This is a genomic window from Parasphingorhabdus cellanae (assembly GCF_017498565.1).
Taxonomy (GTDB): Bacteria; Pseudomonadota; Alphaproteobacteria; order Sphingomonadales; family Sphingomonadaceae; genus Parasphingorhabdus; species Parasphingorhabdus cellanae.
Window position 1 is genome coordinate 615,385 of sequence record NZ_CP071794.1, and the last position, 16,828, is coordinate 632,212.

General features: G+C 52.3%; 17 protein-coding genes. 15 read left to right on the forward strand and 2 right to left on the reverse strand.

Going from position 1 to position 16,828, the window contains the following annotated elements; all coding sequences use genetic code 11:
• Positions 1-2 precede the first annotated feature (2 nt).
• From J4G78_RS03110 to J4G78_RS03125, 4 genes are all read left to right on the forward strand, one after another.
• The gene (locus J4G78_RS03110; protein WP_207988413.1) at positions 3-1,634 is read left to right on the forward strand and encodes a nitrite/sulfite reductase; all 1,632 of its coding nucleotides are present in this window, start codon (positions 3-5) and stop codon (positions 1,632-1,634) included.
• A complete protein-coding gene (locus J4G78_RS03115; RefSeq protein WP_207988414.1) occupies positions 1,627-2,052 on the forward strand; it encodes a DUF934 domain-containing protein in 426 nt (141 codons plus the stop codon). Before J4G78_RS03110 ends, J4G78_RS03115 begins: the two co-directional genes overlap by 8 nt.
• Positions 2,045-2,833, forward strand: coding sequence for a phosphoadenylyl-sulfate reductase (locus J4G78_RS03120; protein ID WP_207988415.1), 789 nt, complete (start codon positions 2,045-2,047; stop codon positions 2,831-2,833). The genes J4G78_RS03115 and J4G78_RS03120 overlap by 8 nt, the downstream gene beginning before the upstream one ends.
• A gap of 133 nt (positions 2,834-2,966) precedes the next feature.
• Complete coding sequence (locus J4G78_RS03125) at positions 2,967-4,340, forward strand: flavin monoamine oxidase family protein (protein ID WP_207988416.1); 1,374 nt, start codon at positions 2,967-2,969, stop codon at positions 4,338-4,340.
• A 33-nt stretch (positions 4,341-4,373) separates the two neighbouring features.
• Here the strand turns inward: J4G78_RS03125 and J4G78_RS03130 are convergent, their stop codons facing one another.
• A complete protein-coding gene (locus J4G78_RS03130; protein WP_207988417.1) occupies positions 4,374-5,873 on the reverse strand; it encodes a replicative DNA helicase in 1,500 nt (499 codons plus the stop codon).
• Between the two features lie 154 nt (positions 5,874-6,027).
• Between J4G78_RS03130 and J4G78_RS03135 the strand changes: the two genes are divergently transcribed.
• The 5 genes from J4G78_RS03135 to J4G78_RS03155 all read left to right on the forward strand — a co-directional run bounded on the left by J4G78_RS03135 (position 6,028) and on the right by J4G78_RS03155 (position 9,991).
• Complete coding sequence (locus tag J4G78_RS03135; protein ID WP_207988418.1) at positions 6,028-6,510, forward strand: UPF0262 family protein; 483 nt, start codon at positions 6,028-6,030, stop codon at positions 6,508-6,510.
• A gap of 65 nt (positions 6,511-6,575) precedes the next feature.
• Positions 6,576-7,268 carry a glycoside hydrolase family 25 protein gene (locus J4G78_RS03140; RefSeq protein WP_243457198.1) on the forward strand — a complete coding sequence of 231 codons (693 nt, stop codon included), beginning with the start codon at positions 6,576-6,578 and terminating at the stop codon, positions 7,266-7,268.
• A 57-nt stretch (positions 7,269-7,325) separates the two neighbouring features.
• The gene (gene dcd, locus J4G78_RS03145) at positions 7,326-7,880 is read left to right on the forward strand and encodes a dCTP deaminase (protein ID WP_207988420.1); all 555 of its coding nucleotides are present in this window, start codon (positions 7,326-7,328) and stop codon (positions 7,878-7,880) included.
• A 46-nt stretch (positions 7,881-7,926) separates the two neighbouring features.
• Positions 7,927-9,108 (forward strand): saccharopine dehydrogenase family protein, encoded by a 1,182-nt coding sequence (locus J4G78_RS03150; protein ID WP_207988421.1) that lies wholly within the window; start codon positions 7,927-7,929, stop codon positions 9,106-9,108.
• Between the two features lie 109 nt (positions 9,109-9,217).
• Entirely contained in the window at positions 9,218-9,991 is a 774-nt protein-coding gene (locus J4G78_RS03155) for a metallophosphoesterase family protein (RefSeq protein WP_207988422.1), read from the forward strand.
• Between the two features lie 72 nt (positions 9,992-10,063).
• On the opposite strand, the gene ctrA is transcribed toward J4G78_RS03155, so the two are convergent.
• Positions 10,064-10,771 (reverse strand): response regulator transcription factor CtrA, encoded by a 708-nt coding sequence (gene ctrA / locus J4G78_RS03160; protein ID WP_109357261.1) that lies wholly within the window; start codon positions 10,769-10,771, stop codon positions 10,064-10,066.
• Positions 10,772-11,133: 362 nt separating this feature from the next.
• Here ctrA and arfB point away from each other — a divergent pair, with 362 nt between their 5' ends.
• From arfB to J4G78_RS18050, 6 genes are all read left to right on the forward strand, one after another.
• The gene (arfB, locus tag J4G78_RS03165; protein WP_207988423.1) at positions 11,134-11,535 is read left to right on the forward strand and encodes an alternative ribosome rescue aminoacyl-tRNA hydrolase ArfB; all 402 of its coding nucleotides are present in this window, start codon (positions 11,134-11,136) and stop codon (positions 11,533-11,535) included.
• Positions 11,536-11,686: 151 nt separating this feature from the next.
• Positions 11,687-12,994 carry a DUF1996 domain-containing protein gene (locus J4G78_RS03170; protein WP_207988424.1) on the forward strand — a complete coding sequence of 436 codons (1,308 nt, stop codon included), beginning with the start codon at positions 11,687-11,689 and terminating at the stop codon, positions 12,992-12,994.
• A gap of 112 nt (positions 12,995-13,106) precedes the next feature.
• Positions 13,107-13,820, forward strand: a complete 714-nt coding sequence (locus J4G78_RS03175) for an alpha/beta fold hydrolase (protein WP_207988425.1) — start codon at positions 13,107-13,109, stop codon at positions 13,818-13,820.
• Complete coding sequence (locus J4G78_RS03180; RefSeq protein ID WP_207988426.1) at positions 13,817-14,590, forward strand: alpha/beta fold hydrolase; 774 nt, start codon at positions 13,817-13,819, stop codon at positions 14,588-14,590. Before J4G78_RS03175 ends, J4G78_RS03180 begins: the two co-directional genes overlap by 4 nt.
• 99 nt (positions 14,591-14,689) lie before the next feature.
• Complete coding sequence (gene msrC, locus J4G78_RS03185) at positions 14,690-15,175, forward strand: free L-methionine (R)-S-oxide reductase MsrC (RefSeq protein ID WP_207988427.1); 486 nt, start codon at positions 14,690-14,692, stop codon at positions 15,173-15,175.
• A 161-nt stretch (positions 15,176-15,336) separates the two neighbouring features.
• Positions 15,337-16,734 (forward strand): RcnB family protein, encoded by a 1,398-nt coding sequence (locus J4G78_RS18050; RefSeq protein WP_243457199.1) that lies wholly within the window; start codon positions 15,337-15,339, stop codon positions 16,732-16,734.
• Positions 16,735-16,828 lie beyond the last annotated feature (94 nt).

The window sequence follows — 16,828 nt, forward strand, 5'->3', positions numbered from 1 at the left end:
CCATGTATCAATATGACAAATATGACCAGCAAATGGTCGATACGCGGGTTGCGGAATTTCGCGATCAGGTGGAACGCCGCCTCGCCGGTGAACTGACCGAAGACCAATTTAAACCCCTGCGGCTTATGAACGGTCTGTATCTGCAGCTGCACGCCTATATGCTGCGTGTCGCCATCCCCTATGGTACGCTCAACAGCAAACAGATGCGGATGCTCGGTCACATTGCGCGCAAATATGACCGCGATTACGGGCATTTTACCACCCGCCAGAATATTCAATATAACTGGATAAAGCTCGAAGATGCGCCAGATATCCTCGCCGACCTGGCATCGGTCGAGATGCATGCGATTCAGACTAGCGGTAACTGCATTCGCAATATCTCCTCTGACCAATATGCCGGGGCAGCGGCTGATGAAATTGCCGATCCGCGCCCTTGGGCAGAAATCCTGCGTCAGTGGTCGAGCTTTCACCCTGAATTTTCTTATCTGCCCCGCAAATTCAAAATCGCGGTCATAGCCAGCGATGAAGATCGTGCGGCAATGCGCTTGCACGATATCGGCATTCAGCTGGTCCACAAGGATGGTGAATTAGGCGCGAAATTCTTCGTCGGCGGCGGTATGGGCCGAACGCCGATGATCGCTCCGGAAATCCGTGACTTTGTGCCTGCAGATGAACTGATCAGCTATGCCGAAGCCTGCCTGCGGGTCTATAACCGCTATGGACGGCGCGATAACAAATATAAAGCGCGGATCAAGATCCTCGTCCACGAACTGGGCAAGGAAGAATATACCCGTCAGGTCGAAGAAGAATTCGCCCATATGAAGACATTGGGTCTTAACCCTCCCGTGGAAGAACTGGCCCGGATTACCGAATATTTTGCTGATCCTGCCTTTGACACCAATGCGAGCGACGATCTCGATCTATCGGATCCGGATTTCAACCTTTGGGTGGACCAGAACACGGTTGCCCATAAGCAACCTGGCTATGCCATTGCGACGATCAGTCTAAAACCAAAGAGCGGCATTCCCGGTGATGCTTCATCATCGCAGATTGATCTTATGGCCGATCTCGCCGAGCAATATAGCTTTGACGAAATGCGCGTTACGCACAGCCAGAATATCGTTCTGCCCCATGTTAAAAAGAGCGATCTTTACGCATTATGGCAGAAACTGGATGAAGCCGGCTTGGCTCCTGCCAATCTCGACTTGATCACCGACAGCATTGCCTGCCCTGGTCTCGATTATTGCAGCCTTGCCAATGCGCGCTCTATCCCGCTGGCACAGAAGATCAGCGAGCGGTTTGCCGATCTCGGTCGTCAGCGCGAATTGGGTGAGTTGAAGCTCAAAATTTCCGGCTGCATCAATGCTTGCGGACACCATCATGCAGGCCATATCGGCATATTGGGCGTCGACCGTAAAGGCACCGAAAATTACCAATTGCTGCTCGGTGGTTCGGCTGCGGAAGACACTAGCCTAGCCAAAATTACCGGCCCAGGCTTTAGCGAAGATGGCGTGATTGACGCCATTGAAACCGTCACAGACCTCTATCTGAAAGAACGGCAAGAGGACGAACGGTTTATCGATACCTATCGGCGTGTCGGCATGGCTGCGTTCAAGGAGGCTATCTATGGTTGAGGCAATCCGTTTTCGCGATGACGAAAGCCATGAAGAGCCAGCGGTTTCGCTTGAGGCATTTTTGGATCAATCCAATGCGACCGCCGTACGGATCGAAGCGGGCGAAGATGCTCGGCTGCTCCTCCCGTTGCTGGATCGCTTGGCCCTGATCGAAATCGACTTCCCGGTCTTTGGCGACGGTCGCGGCTATTCCGCAGCGCAAATCCTGCGTGAAGCCGGCTATATAGGCGAATTGCGGGCCAGCGGTGATGTGTTGGTCGATCAAATCGCCTATATGCGCCGCTGTGGCTTTGATGCATTCACGCCTGATGCGCCGATAGATGCCAAGGTCATGGACAAAGCGCTGGAGCTTTATGACGCAGTCTATCAAGGCACCACAGACAGTCGCACGCCGATTTGGAAATTGCGTCATGGGTGAGCCAGCACGCAAAATTGATATCATCGACGCGCGGCCTGATTTTACGCAGGCAGATGCCGACGCCCTGAATGCGCGCTTTGAAGGGGTGCATGCTTCAGCGATGCTGAAAGCCCTTTTCGAAGAAGATAATCTTGGTGAAGTGGCGGTTGTTTCTTCCTTTGGGACCGAAAGTGCCGTTTTGCTGGACCTCGTGGCAAAAGCCGATCCCGCCATTCCGGTGACTTTTGTTGATACACTGAAAATGTTCCCCGAAACGCTGGAATATCGCAAAACACTGATCCAAACTCTGGGCATTCAAAATGCGAATGTTGTGAAGCCGGACCCTGTTGTTCTTGCGGCCAAAGACGGGAATGAGCTGCGTTGGTCATTTGACCCTGATGGCTGCTGTGAAATCCGCAAGGTCGAGCCATTGGCACGCGCCAAGTCCGGTTTGAACAGCTGGATTTCAGGGCGCAAGGCCTTTCAATCGGTTACGCGCCAAAACCTGCCGCGCTTTGAAGTCGAAGACGGCCGGTTGAAAATCAACCCGCTAGGCGATTGGATCAAGGATGATCTCGAAGCCTATTTTGAAGAGCATGACCTGCCCCGCCACCCGCTGGAAGAACAAGGCTATCTCTCCGTTGGCTGTGCACCTTGCACGTCCAAAGTCAAACCGGGCGAAGACCCCCGGGCCGGCCGTTGGCGCGGTTGGGACAAGACCGAATGCGGTATTCATGAAGATGTTACGCCATTGCCGGCTCCGGAAGATGATGAAAGTGGCGCAAACGATCCGATTTTTTAGACACTTCTACCGTTCGATTATCGGCTGCAAGAAGCCTTGTAACATAATGTAAATATATTTCATGGCGGGCCATTGTTGCGAATGGAAGAAACACCTATTTTGGAGGCTCCCCCTGTCCAAAATAGGATAAAAAATGCATCAAACTCTTCGTGATCAAGTCGATGTTGTGATCGTTGGAGCCGGCATGTCAGGCCTTTCGGCGGCGGCCCGGCTGGATCAAGCGAATATAGATTTTTGCCTGATCGAAGCACAAAACCGTGTCGGCGGTCGTATCGAAACCGAACATACCGCCGATGGTGAAATTATCGAACATGGCGCACAAGCGCTGAACACCGATATGCAAAAGCTGTTTTCAGCAGTAACCAGGTCTGGCCTCCATCCCGTTCCCTTGCCCAATATTGGCCGCTATCTATGCGACGGGGCGAGCGGAGCATCCGCAATTACTGCTTTTCGTAAAATGGAAACTCTTTTCGAAAAGCCAAATCGCGACGATGCTGAACTTGCCCTGCTATATAACGATCCTCAAAAATCCGCCGCAGATCGGTTATCTTTACTGTCTTTAGAATCGGAGATGCGAAGCCTGATCGCATCGCAAGTCGAAGAATTGTGGGGTTTGCCGATGCACGAGCTCCAGTTTTCCCATGCTGTTGACATCTTCGAGCGATATGATTCAGATCGCGAAGATTGGGAATTTCATGTTCAGGAGGGTCTTAGCGCGCTGGCGACTTCCCTTGCAGAAAAACTCGGTGATCGGTTGGTGTTACAAACACCCGTGCAATCGGTCGACGTGGGCAGCGAAAGCGCTGTGATAGACACTGTGTCGGGCTCCATCAAAGCAAAGGCTGTCATCGTCGCGGCCCCGCCAACAATCGCCAAAAAATTCATGCCACCCTCTCACTGGTCCCAACCAGCATTGAAGGCTTATCAAGCTGGTGACATGATCAAGATGACTTTATGTTATGACCGCCCGTTCTGGCGCGATGCTGGCAATTCCGGCATGAGTAGCAGCATTAGCCTTTCTGGATTTGCCACCGCTGATACAAGCTTGAAAGAGCACGGTAAACCTCGCTTGACTGTGTTTATCGGCGGACCAAATGCACGGCATCTTGCGGGTTTGTCACGTGAGCAGCGATGGGAACGGATCCAGCAACCGTTGGTCCGCTTATTCGGAGCGCCTGCGGCGAACCCGGTCGCACAATTCGAACGCATATGGGTAGATGACCCATGGGTGGGCGGTGGCTACAATGCTCATGTGATCGCTGGTCAGATGCTTGCTCCGGACGTGGTTCTGCGGAAGATGGAAGATCGCGTGACATTCGCGTGCTCAGAAATTGCCACGCAATTTCCCGGCTATGTCGAAGGAGCGATACACGAAGGGCAGCAAGCCGCAGGTCGCATAGCCCATATGTTAGGTTTTAGTGAAACAGCTGTTACAGCGACGAAAAGGTTAGAGTCCTCAGAGCGGAAAGGCCTCTGGTCGCTGTTTAAGCAAATCGCTAAACGGTGATCTAGCCCGCGACGCTAAACACCCACGGTCGGATCAATAATCATCCGGCGCATCACCATAAGCCAGATCGCCAAATTTGGTGAACTCACTCAGGAAGCTCAGTTGGATATTCCCAGTCGAACCTTGGCGGTTTTTCGCGACAATGACGGTGGCTTTGCCGACCTTGCTTTGATGATCGGTTTCCCACGCGAGATATTTGGCTTTCTGTTCCTCGGTCGAATTTTCGTCCGGATCATCGGGCTTCACGGCAAGATGATAATATTCGTCGCGGAAAATGAACATCACGATATCGGCATCCTGCTCGATCGAACCGGATTCACGCAGATCCGATAGCTGCGGGCGTTTATCTTCGCGGCTTTCCACTTGCCGGCTCAGCTGCGACAGCGCGATAACCGGACAATTCAGCTCTTTCGCAAGGGTTTTGAGCCCTCGGCTAATCTCGGAAATTTCGTTGACACGGTTGTCGTTGGCGCGTCCGGACCCTTGCAAAAGCTGAAGATAATCGACCACGATCAAGTTGATACCGCTGCGTCGCTGCAACCGGCGCGCGCGGGTCCGCAGCGCCGCAATGGTCAGAGCTGGTGTATCATCGATAAACAGCGGCAAATCCTGCAACTCCCGCGACGCCAATGCCAGCCGGTGCATCTCGTCACGGCTAATCGCCCCCATACGGAGTTTTTCGGAGCTGATTTCTGCCTGCTCGGACAATATTCTCGTCGCCAGCTGGTCCGCGGACATCTCAAGACTGAAAAACACCGTCTTGGCGCCCAGTGAATCGATCGGCTCAATCCCGTCCTGCATATCGCGGCGATATCGGTTGGCTGCGTTGAATGCGATATTGGTCGCGAGCGAGGTCTTACCCATGCCGGGACGTCCCGCCAATATCAGCAAATCACTTTTGTGCAGGCCGCCCATTTTTGCATTTAGGTCCGTCAGGCCCGTTGTAATGCCAGACACCTTGCCGCCGCTGTTAAAGGCGCGTTCGACATTGGTCAGGGCCTCGGTAGATGCAGCCAGGAAGGATTTAACCCCACCTTCCTGCGCTTCGCCCTCGGAGACCCGGTAAAGTGCCGACTCCGCTTCTTCAATCTGGGTCTTGGGATCGACCGTTTCGCTGGTATCGAGAGCGCTATCGACCAAAGTGCGACCAACGGTAACCAGTTCGCGTAAGAGCGCGAGATCATAAATCTGGTCTGCAAAATCCCTCGCGCCAATCAAGCCCGCACCATCGCCGGTCAATTTGGCCAGATAGGAAGGTCCGCCGAGCACCTTCATCGCTTCGTCCGCCTCAAAATAGGGCTTTAGCGTGACGGGGGTGACAACCATATTGCGATCGAGCAGCTTCAACGCCTGCTCATAAATGCGTCCATGAAGCGGTTCGTAGAAATGTTCCGGGCGCAGCTTGATCTGCACGTCTTCGGCGACACGGTTATCAATCAATAACGCACCGAGAAACGTCGCCTCTGCCTCAACATTGCGGGGCAGGCGCTGGGTTTCTTCTTCGACTGCATCAAAACGAACTAACTCGGCCATTTGCTCATCATTCACGCTCAGGCGATTCAGGGCAAGAGCGTTCGGGTAAATTTTCAAATCAAGCGGGGACAGTCTTGTGGATAAATGCCTTTGTTTTTGTGCCGCACTGCAAAAAAACTTGTCCTAGCCCCGGTGCTGCGGCAACAGAGCCTGAATGTCCGATCCACGCATCATAAATATTGAACTCGACGAAGCGACCATCCTTTGGCGCAATGCCGATATTGAGCAGGAAAGACGTATTGCGATCTTCGATCTGATCGAAGAAAACCACTTCAAGCCCCTGCGCGAGCATGAAGATGGTTATGCCGGCCCCTATAAGCTTCACCTAAGCGTACAAGAAGGCCGACTAGTGCTTTCCATTGCACGCGAGAACGGCGAAGCGCTGGAAACCCTGATCCTTGCGCTCGGTCGTTTTCGCCGCCCCATCCGGGATTATTTCGCCATTTGCGACAGCTATTATCAGGCTATTCGCAAGGCCACAGCGCAAGAGATCGAGACAATCGACATGGCGCGGCGCGGTGTGCATGATCATGGCGCCGAACTGCTAACCGAAAGATTGGATGGTAAAATCGAAGTCGATTTCAAAACCGCCCGTCGCCTCTTCACTTTGATCTGTGTATTGCATATCAAGAATTAAGCGATTCTCTGCTCGTTAGTTGCAGGTGACCAATCGCCCAGTTGAGTATGCGTCAGGGAAAAAGGGTGTCCACACAGAGCAAGAAGAATACCGTGCTGCGGTACGGTTTAAGCATCATTGCGTTGCTGATCATCGCATTTGTCCTGCGCAATATTGCCGTAGGCTGGGCGCCACCGCGTGACCAATATCCAGTCCAAGGCATTTCGGTAGATGCAAGTCATGGCCAAATCACTTGGCATGTGGCCGGTGCTACTGGTGTGGATTTTGCTTATGTCCGCGCAACCAATGGCGCCGAGGAACGCGACCCTGTCTTCGCAACTAATATCAAGGGCGCAGGCGACGCAGGGATCCGCTATGGTGCAGTGCATGAATATAGCTTGTGCCGTCTGGCCAGTGATCAGGCAACGATGTTTGTCACGACCGTGCCGCGGGAAGAAAATATCCTGCCGCCAGCGGTCCGCCTCGCTTATGACAATGGTTGCAAAGATCGACCCGGACGCGCCTTGGTTCTGAGTGAATTGAATACTTTTCTCAATCAAATTGAAGGGCATAGTGGAAAGCCTGCCGTCATCATCGTCTCAAAAGAATTCGAAGAAGACTATAACATAAGCAGCGGTATCAGCCGGACTTTCTGGCTGGAAGGCAATTTTTTTCCGCCCGACTACGCGACCAAGCCTTGGGTGATGTGGCGCGCGTCCGATATGCGCAGGGTCAGCGGAATAGATGGCCCGGTGAACTGGAATGTTGTGCGGCCTTAAGCTTGCTGGCATGAAGCGCCAAATCCTAAAAAGCCAAACGCCCGGAGACAGAGTGATATGAGCATACTTTCCGACAGATGGATTCGCCAAGAAGCCAATCATAGCAGAATGATAGAGCCCTTCGTAGAGGGACAAAAGCGTGATGGCTGTATCAGCTACGGCCTATCCTCTTATGGTTATGATGCCCGGGTAGCCGACGAATTCAAGATTTTCACCAACGTGAACAGCGCTGTCGTTGATCCCAAGCAATTTGACGCCAACAGCCTTGTGGATCGCAAGACCGATTGCTGCATCATTCCGCCGAACAGCTTTGCCCTCGCCCGAACAGTCGAATATTTCCGCATCCCGCGCGATGTGTTAGTTATCTGTCTCGGTAAATCAACCTATGCGCGTTGTGGGATCATCGTGAATGTGACACCGCTGGAACCGGGCTGGGAAGGCCATGTCACGCTGGAATTTTCCAACACGACCCCCCTGCCCGCCAAAATCTATGCCAATGAAGGCGCCTGCCAGTTTCTGTTCCTCAAAGGCAATGAGCCTTGCGAGACCAGCTATGCGGAGCGCGCGGGGAAATATATGGGGCAAAGAGGCGTGACTCTACCTAAGCTCTAAGTCATAAGCACGTTTCGAAACACAACCGATAATCAGGAGGGGCTTTATGTCCGACGCACGCGAATTTGATGTCATTATTTATGGATCGACCGGTTACACTGGCCGTCTGGTCGCTGAATATATGTCCCAAAAATATGGCATTGGTGGCGACGCGCCAAAATGGGCCATGGCCGGGCGTTCGCTGGAAAAGCTTGAAGAAGTGCGTGATCTGATCGGCGCGCCAAAGGACACCCCGTTAGTTGTGGCGGATTCCGATGATGCTGCCTCTATCGATATGATGGCAAGCCGCGCGAGCGTGATCCTGACCACCGTTGGACCGTACCAGCTCTACGGCAACGAACTGGTTAGCGCCTGCGTCAAACATGGCACGCATTATGTCGACCTTTGCGGCGAACCCGGCTGGATGCGCGAAAAAATTGACGAGCATCAAGAAGCGGCAGAAAAATCTGGCGCACAGATATGCTTTTCCTGTGGTTTTGATTCCATCCCTTTTGACCTGGGCGTATTGGCTCTGCAGAAAGACATGCAGAAACGCTTCGGCAAGCCTGCCACGCGCGTAAAGGGGCGCGTTCGCGCAATGGAAGGCACTTTTTCTGGCGGCACAGCGGCAAGCCTGAAAGAAACAATGAAGGCGATCGCCAAAAACCCTGGTCTCGTCAAAATATTGGCGAGCAGCTTTGGCCTGACTCCTGGCTTTGAAGGACCGGATCAGCCCAATATGATGATCCCCAAAAAGGACAAGACGCTAGACAGTTGGGTCGCACCTTTCATCATGGCTCCGATCAATACCAAGAATGTGCATCGCACCAACTTCCTGCTTGATTTTCCTTATGGGGACGATTTCAAATATGATGAGATGGTCGTAACCAGCCCGGGTGAAATGGGCAAACAAGCAGCAGAAATGCTGGCTAAAGCCAATCCTCTGGGTGGCGATGACGCACCCAAACCCGGCGAAGGCCCAACCAAGGAAGAACGCGAGAATGGCTTTTACGATGTCCTGTTTCTCGGTGAAACGGCGGACGGTGAAACCGCCACTCTCTGCGTCAAAGGCGACAAAGATCCAGGCTACGGATCAACCTCCAAAATGATTGCCGAGGCTGCGCTATGTATCGCGCAAGATGGTAACAAACATGGCGGCGGAATTTGGACACCAGGCGCATTAATGGGCAAAAAGCTGACCAAGCGACTGGAAGCCAATGCTGGTCTCAGCTTCACGGTGGAGAGTTAACCGCTGACAGGAGCTATTCAGGTAAAACCCTATATAGACAATGAGGTGGGCGCTAAACTAGCGCCCGCCTCTTGAAATTTTAGCAAATGGAACGAAGTTCGTCGGCACTATGTTGAAGCGCCTGTTTAGTAAGAAATTGGAAACCAGCCCCTTGGAGACTGCCTGTGTTCCCGAAGGTCGGCGTGTCTATGCCATTGGCGATATTCATGGCCGCAATGATTTGCTGCAACAACTCATCGAGAAAATTATCGCTGATGATGCTGAGCGCGGCGATAGCAAAAGTGAGATTATCTTTCTTGGAGATCTGGTCGATCGCGGTCCGGATAGCTCCGGCGTTATAGAGACAGCCATTCAACTCAAGGAAGAGTTGAATGATGTTCGTTTCCTGATGGGCAATCATGAGGAAGTCTATTTGAAAGCTGCAACCGGAGATGAGAAAGCAACTCGCTTTTTCAACCGCATTGGCGGCAAAGAAACTATCTTGAGCTATGACATCAGCATGCGAGATTATATGGAGCTTGATAACGCTGACCTAGCCGAGCGCTTGCCGGACCTGATACCAGAGCATCATATCGACTTTGTAAAAACGTTTGAGAACCAAATTATTGTTGGCGATTATGCCTTTGTCCATGCCGGTATCCGCCCAGGAGTCGCGCTCGACGAACAGAAACCAAAGGATTTGCGGTGGATCAGAGAAGAATTTCTCTCCGTCAACGAGCCACATGAAAAGGTAATTGTGTACGGCCACACGATCAACGATGATGTGGTCGAAAAAGGCAACCGCATCGGCATAGATACCGGGGCCTATTATACCGAAAAGCTAACCGCGCTTGCATTGGAAGGCAATCATCGCTGGTATCTCGACACAGCGCTCCCGCAATAATCTGCCATAACAAAAACGGCGGAACCGTTTGGGTCCCGCCGCCGTTTTTTTTGGGTAGTGAGTTAAAAAGTCTTAAGCGACCTGAACCTCTGGTCCGACTTCTTCTTCCATGTCGCGAAGGACATAGCCGCGGCCCCATACGGTTTCGATGTAGTTTTCGCCGCCGCAAGCCAGAGCCAGCTTTTTACGCAATTTACAAATAAACACGTCGATAATTTTCAGTTCCGGCTCGTCCATGCCGCCATAAAGGTGGTTGAGGAACATTTCTTTGGTGAGAGTTGTGCCCTTACGCAGGGAAAGCAGCTCAAGCATCGCATATTCTTTACCGGTCAGGTGAACGCGATTGCCATCAACTTCAACGGTTTTGGCATCAAGGTTCACGGCCAGCTTGCCGGTACGGATAACAGATTGCGAGTGGCCCTTGGAGCGGCGCACAACGGCGTGAATACGGGCAACCAGCTCTTCCCGGTGGAAAGGCTTGGTCACATAGTCATCGGCACCAAAGCCAAAGGACCGCACTTTGCTGTCCATTTCGCTGATACCGGAAAGAATGAGAACGGGCGTCTGCACCTTGGCGACACGCAGTTTTTTCAGAACATCATAACCATGCATATCTGGCAGGTTGAGATCGAGGCATATAATGTCATAATCATAGAGCTTACCCAGATCGAGGCCTTCTTCACCCAAATCCGTTGTGTATACATTAAAGCCTTCGGTCGTCAGCATTAGCTCAATTGCTTTTGCGGTTGTTGGCTCGTCTTCAATCAGCAGCACACGCATTGGGCAGCCCCTTTTCTTAGTTTACGCACCGGCGACAGGTACATTCCCGAAGCCCCTCGATCATTTATTAACCATAAGACAGATGAACGTAAAAGGTTAATTTTAGATTAATGTAGGATTAAGCACGAGTCGCAAGAGGGGCTATGACTCTGTAAGCCGCAGAAATGAGTCGTTTAGAGACTCTGGAATGGTCCGAAAAAAAATTAACTTTTCTTCATAAAAACAGATAAAAAACTGGCTAACGAAAGTTTTTCAACATGTCTCTCGTGCAAAATAGTGGCATTTGGGTCACCAAATTGCACAAGGTAGTGTTGCATATACTCTCTCTATCCGCCCCCTTCGAAATCGACTAAACAGCCACAATGACCTTTGACATTCCCGAAAGCGCGATTAGCGAGACGTTCCTGGCCGCATCCGGTCCCGGTGGGCAGAATGTTAACAAGGTCGAGACCGCTGTGCAGATCCGCGTTAATATATACGCGCTCCGACTGCCCCCTTTTGCCTTTCGGAAACTACGTACGTTAGCAGGACGTAAAATGACCAACGGCGGCGAGCTCATCATGACGGTACGTGAGCATCGCACCCGCGAAGCCAATCGTGCTGAGGCACGCAAACGGATCGAAGACATGATAGTAGAAGCTCATCAACGTGATGCTCCCCGGATTAAGACCCGACCAAGCCGAGCGGCCAAAGCACGGCGAGTGGATTCCAAGAAAAAGAAGTCGAGCGTAAAAAAAATGCGCGGGAAGCCAACCCTGGACTAATTGCTGCGGCGCTTCTCAACGCACTGGATTACCGGTCGATCTCATAGCAACCAAATCTGTCGCATTAACAGGCCGTTACATCCTATGCCTAATATCGGTTAACCATAAGTCAACAGGGCCGATTAAATGATCGCGCGTAATGCGTTACATCATGAACAACTCGAAAAGCATATTTGCCGATGGGCAATCGAAACCTGTATTTCTTGCCTTAGCGATAGCCCTTGTCGGTTTGTCCGGCTGTAAATCGCAATCAGGTGGAAGCAGTGAAAGCAGCGTGACACTGCCCAATTCGCCAACAAATGTGCCGTCAGGGCCAGTGACCACGCCGGCACCTACTCCCACCCCGACACCATCACCATCACCATCACCATCACCAACACCAGCGCCAACTCCCGCCCCTACACCGGCACCGGTTCCCGCTGGCTCGCTGGCTGGACTGCCCTCTATTCCCAGCAATTTTAACGTTGCGGATTACCTGCAGCCTTCATGGGGTCATGGCGACGTACCCGTAAGCGCAGCTCCGGATGTTGTTGGCGCTTTCCGGTTTCTGTGCATGCCGAGTCATAATGCCTATGACGATCCTATCGTCTACCCCGGTCAATCTGGGAAATCCCATCTGCATACGTTCTTTGGTAACACCAAGGCGGATGCCAATTCGACCTATGAATCGTTGCGGACAACTGGGGAGAGCACCTGCAACAATATGTTGAACCGGTCGGCTTACTGGATTCCCTCGATGATGAATGGTCAAGGTCAAGTTGTCATGCCGGATTATGTATCCATTTATTATAAACGCCGTCCGGACAATGATCCCGAATGTCAGCGCATGGGAAAAGCCTGCGTCGCCCTACCCCGCGGTCTGCGTTATGTCTTCGGCTATAACATGCAGGACCCAGCAAATGGCTCGAAATTTCATCTGAATTGTCAGGGAAAAGGTGCAAAATCGGGAACCTATGCGAATATTCCCGAGGCGGCCGTCAATTGCCCATCCGGAGCGCAACTAGGTGCTCTGTTGTCTGCACCGCAATGTTGGGATGGCGTAAATCTGGATAGCCCTGACCATCGTTCCCATATGGCTCAAGTATCTTACGGCAACTGGGGTTATGCCAAATGCCCGGACACCCATCCTTACGTAATACCAACATTCACTCTAGGTGCGTGGTATACGACCGACGATACTCTGGACCGCACTGGTAATATGGATCCGATGACCGAAACATGGCATTTCTCATCAGACCGCATGGCCGGGATGATGCCACATATACCCGGATCTACTTTTCACTCTGATTGGTTCGGCGCATGGGACGATACCATTATGGATAAATGGACAGCGAACTGCATCGACAAATTGCTGAACTGTTCCGGCGGTGACTTGGGAAATGGGGAACAGCTGAAATTCTTTGATGGTTACACCACGAAAGCAAATCCACGCCTGGTGGCTCCTCCGGAGCGAACATAAAAAGGCAGTTCGAACAAGCAATGCTTGGCTTGATGGCTGAATGTGGTTATGGAAAAGGCTAACGTCGTAAGAACATCTTAGCAGGGTTCACAATGACGAAAGCAGACCATCCATGGCCGAACCCGGCGATGACGATTATATAAGTTCAAGCTTTAGCGATGTCGTGTGGTTGCATGGTGCCGGCCTTTCGAGCAGCACTTGGCGCAATGATTTTGGCGGGATCAAACCGGACTTTCCCGGCCACAATCATGTGGCATGCATTACAAACCCATCGGTCGAAAGATATGCAGATTATATCGAGCCGCAACTACCAGATCGTTTCGCACTGGTAGGCCATTCGCTCGGCGGAATGGTTGCGTTGGAGCTCGCGGCCCGCCACCCCCAAAAGGTGCGCGGATTGGTGCTTGCCGAAGCCGTTCCAACAGTGCGTCAAACCACTAGCTCCATTCTTCTGGCTCGTCTTAGCAAAGCCATTATGAGTCACGTCAGCCCGAAGCGACTGGCTTGGCTTTCAGGTCTCGCAGAACCCGAAATCGTGAGGCAACATCTTCATGAGCAGATAGGGCAAATGGACGTACAAGGCATAAAGGACGGACTGGAGGCCGCCATACAATATGATGGTCGCCCGCATCTGCCACATATCGAAGCGCCCACATTGGTCATCACCGGTGAACGGAACAAAGCGACCAACGCAGGCGCAAAGCTATTCTGTAGCAGCATTGGACATGCGCGACTTGTAACAATGCCAGGCGGGCACATACTTCATGTTGAGAATGCTGATCAATTTTATGCCGTCATTTTTCAATTTCTAGGAGACAAACCATGAGCCTTCATTATTTGACCCGCGGCAATCCCGAAGGCGATCCGATTGTCTTTCTGCATGGCGGCAGTTTCACCGGACGCATGTGGCTCGACATCGCCGGGATGCTGCCGGAATTTCATAACATCATTCCCGACCTTCCCGGACATGGCAAAAGCGCGGATCACCCGCTCACCTCGCTGGAACAGGCCGCAGACGCTGTCGCGGACGTGATCAGAACCCTATTTGCAGGAAAGCCAGTGCATTTGGTGGGTTTGTCATTTGGCGGATATGTCAGTCTGTATCTGCTGATCCGGCACCCCGATCTGATCCAGCGCGCCATGATTAGCGGCATACAAGCCGGCGCGATGCCGCATCCCAAGCTCGTGCTATTGGCGATAACCCTGTCGTCGCCTTTCATGCGGTTTCAATGGTATCGGGAAAAAATGGTCGAGATGATGGGTCTTGATGATTATAGTTTGGCATCAGACGAAGAAAGCCGCGCAAACGCCACTCCAAAAACAATGCGTCGGGTGGGAAAGCTAGCGGTGGAGTTTGATGTGCGGGATCAGATTTCCGCGATTGCCACACCGACATTGCTTGCAGCAGGCACAAAAGAACTTCCTACAATCCTTGAAGGATTAAAACTTTTTCAAACGGAAATGCCTAATTGTCAGGCCGTACGCGTTCCTGATTTGGGTCATGGATGGTGCGGCGAGGACCCTGAACTATTTGCCGACACGGTCCGTGCTTGGCTCAACGACCAACCGCTGCCCGATAGACTTAAGCCCGTTTGAAGCAACCATTCGAAGGACTGCCTCTATCGTCTGACAAAATACTCCCTAAGAAGGATATTTGCTTGAACGCCTGCCCGGTGAACTGGTAGCGGCTCTACAATGCATGATTTTTCAATTTCTCAAGATCAGTCTCCGGAAATCTTATACCGGGATCTAATCTCTGCCGCTCGCGCGCTCACCGATGGCGAACCGGATGCCATTGCCAATATGGCCAATGTCTCAGCGCTTATCTGGCAATATGTTCCCGACCTCAATTGGGCGGGTTTTTATCGTGTGGTCGATGACGAACTGGTGCTCGGACCGTTTCAGGGGAAAACCGCCTGTATCCGCATTTCCATGGGCAAAGGCGTTTGCGGAACGGCAGCCGCCACCGATAAAGTTCAACGGGTTGCTGACGTCCATGCCTTTCCGGGCCATATTGCCTGCGATGCCGATAGTCGCAGTGAATTGGTGGTGCCGGTTAGCAGCAGCGGAAAAGTGATTGCGGTGCTTGATCTTGATAGCCCCCTGCCCGAAAGATTCTCCGCAGAGGACGAAACCGGCATGACGGATTTAATCGCTGCGATCGCTAACAGCCTTGGTTAACAGCGGTTAAACCATATTGCCCCATTTCGAGACAGTCTGACAAAACACCCCTATTTTACAAGCTGCTAATGGCCAAATAACCCTTCAAATGGTAACTATTCGTTAGCCATTGCGCGGCGGAACGCGCCAGCCGCTCGTTCCAAAACAGGGAGTTGTTAACCATGAAGATCCTTTTATTTGCTGGCTTGACTGGCGCTATGGCAATGCTGCCAGCAGCCGCCTCTGCAGCCATCGAATCGGTACCTGCTAGCGTCCAAGCCAAGGCCCCTTTAGACATATCATTTGCTTCCGCGACAGCGCTTGCCTCTACCGCACAAGGCGCAAAAAAAATAATGAACCGTGTGGGTGGCAAACAGATCCGCCATGGCGTGCATGCCGGTCGCAAATTCCGAGACGGCGCTCAAGTTCGCATGGGGCGCATTGGTGATCGGCGCGGCTATCAGCGCCCACATCGGGGGTTCCGTTTGCCTAGAACCTTCATTCAGCCGCGCTTCTTCATCGCTAACTACGGTAATTACGGCTTGAGACAGCCATCTGCCGGATATGGTTGGTCACGTTATTATAATGATGCCGTTCTAACCGATCGCCGTGGTGTCGTTTATGATAGCGTCAATAACCTGGACTGGGATCGTTACAATCACGGCTATAATGATGGCTATCGGGCTGGTCAGGCCACTTACGACAATAGTGTGTTCATGAATGACGACCGCGTTGTGGCAACGCCGAAAGCCTATCGCGGATCAACAACTTATCAAGGTGATTGGGACGGTGCTTATCGTGAGGACGGCAGCTATCGAGGCGATTGGAAGGGTACTTATCGCGATGCTGATGGCGCGGTGTATGAAGGCCAATATTCCGGTACCTTCATCGGTGACGGCAACGCCGCTCAGGTCGGCGCCAGCTATGCCGACGGCCCGCACTGGAGCCGTAGTGAAGGGCCGGTTCGCGCTGGACATGACTACGAAGCACCTCGCTACGAAGCGGAACGCTATGATGGCCGTGATGAAGAACTCGCTTATCTCGAACGCTGCAAAAAAAGCAGCGGCATTGGCGGCGCTGTTGTCGGCGGCGCTATTGGCGCTTTAGCTGGCAACCGGATTGCCGGACGCGGTAACCGTCTTGGTGGATCGTTAATCGGTGGCGGAGTTGGCGCTCTGGCTGGTGCTGCAATTGATCAAAGCACAGATCGTTGTCGCAAGCTGCTCAAAAAATATGGCCAAGATTCTCGGGAGCGCCAATCATATTCTCGCGCACAACGGCCTGAATATCGCGTACCGGTTCAACAGCCGCACTATCGGACACAATATGTCTATCCCAGCGGTTGGCAGGGCGGCTATTACTACCCACAGGCGCAACCGATGGTGACAACAATCGTGATCCAATCAGCACCGGTAACGACGACAACCACGACGACTTATATTGATGAAGAAGTCATCTACACCAAAGCTAAACCAACAAAGAAGCGCTGGAAGCCTGCTCCGAAAAGGGCGTGGAAGCCAAAGCATGTGCCAGCACCGGTTAAAGGTTGCCAGCAGGAATGCTGTCTGTACTGCGATTGATAGGTGATAATGAAATCGAAGAAACCCGTTGATCAGAAGTGATCGGCGGGTTTTTCTAAAACGCAACTTTTTCGGCGGAGATGTAAGAAAAGTA

Excerpts from the sequence above, each read along its gene's own strand:
- J4G78_RS03110 (WP_207988413.1), top strand. The coding sequence starts at position 3 with ATGTATCAATATGACAAATATGACCAGCAAATGGTCGATACGCGGGTT.
- J4G78_RS03115 (WP_207988414.1), top strand. The coding sequence starts at position 1,627 with ATGGTTGAGGCAATCCGTTTTCGCGATGACGAAAGCCATGAAGAGCCA.
- J4G78_RS03120 (WP_207988415.1), top strand. The coding sequence starts at position 2,045 with ATGGGTGAGCCAGCACGCAAAATTGATATCATCGACGCGCGGCCTGAT.
- J4G78_RS03125 (WP_207988416.1), top strand. The coding sequence starts at position 2,967 with ATGCATCAAACTCTTCGTGATCAAGTCGATGTTGTGATCGTTGGAGCC.
- J4G78_RS03130 (WP_207988417.1), bottom strand. The coding sequence starts at position 5,873 with ATGGCCGAGTTAGTTCGTTTTGATGCAGTCGAAGAAGAAACCCAGCGC.
- J4G78_RS03135 (WP_207988418.1), top strand. The coding sequence starts at position 6,028 with ATGTCCGATCCACGCATCATAAATATTGAACTCGACGAAGCGACCATC.
- dcd (WP_207988420.1), top strand. The coding sequence starts at position 7,326 with ATGAGCATACTTTCCGACAGATGGATTCGCCAAGAAGCCAATCATAGC.
- J4G78_RS03150 (WP_207988421.1), top strand. The coding sequence starts at position 7,927 with ATGTCCGACGCACGCGAATTTGATGTCATTATTTATGGATCGACCGGT.
- J4G78_RS03155 (WP_207988422.1), top strand. The coding sequence starts at position 9,218 with ATGTTGAAGCGCCTGTTTAGTAAGAAATTGGAAACCAGCCCCTTGGAG.
- ctrA (WP_109357261.1), bottom strand. The coding sequence starts at position 10,771 with ATGCGTGTGCTGCTGATTGAAGACGAGCCAACAACCGCAAAAGCAATT.
- arfB (WP_207988423.1), top strand. The coding sequence starts at position 11,134 with ATGACCTTTGACATTCCCGAAAGCGCGATTAGCGAGACGTTCCTGGCC.
- J4G78_RS03170 (WP_207988424.1), top strand. The coding sequence starts at position 11,687 with ATGAACAACTCGAAAAGCATATTTGCCGATGGGCAATCGAAACCTGTA.
- J4G78_RS03175 (WP_207988425.1), top strand. The coding sequence starts at position 13,107 with ATGGCCGAACCCGGCGATGACGATTATATAAGTTCAAGCTTTAGCGAT.
- J4G78_RS03180 (WP_207988426.1), top strand. The coding sequence starts at position 13,817 with ATGAGCCTTCATTATTTGACCCGCGGCAATCCCGAAGGCGATCCGATT.
- msrC (WP_207988427.1), top strand. The coding sequence starts at position 14,690 with ATGCATGATTTTTCAATTTCTCAAGATCAGTCTCCGGAAATCTTATAC.
- J4G78_RS18050 (WP_243457199.1), top strand. The coding sequence starts at position 15,337 with ATGAAGATCCTTTTATTTGCTGGCTTGACTGGCGCTATGGCAATGCTG.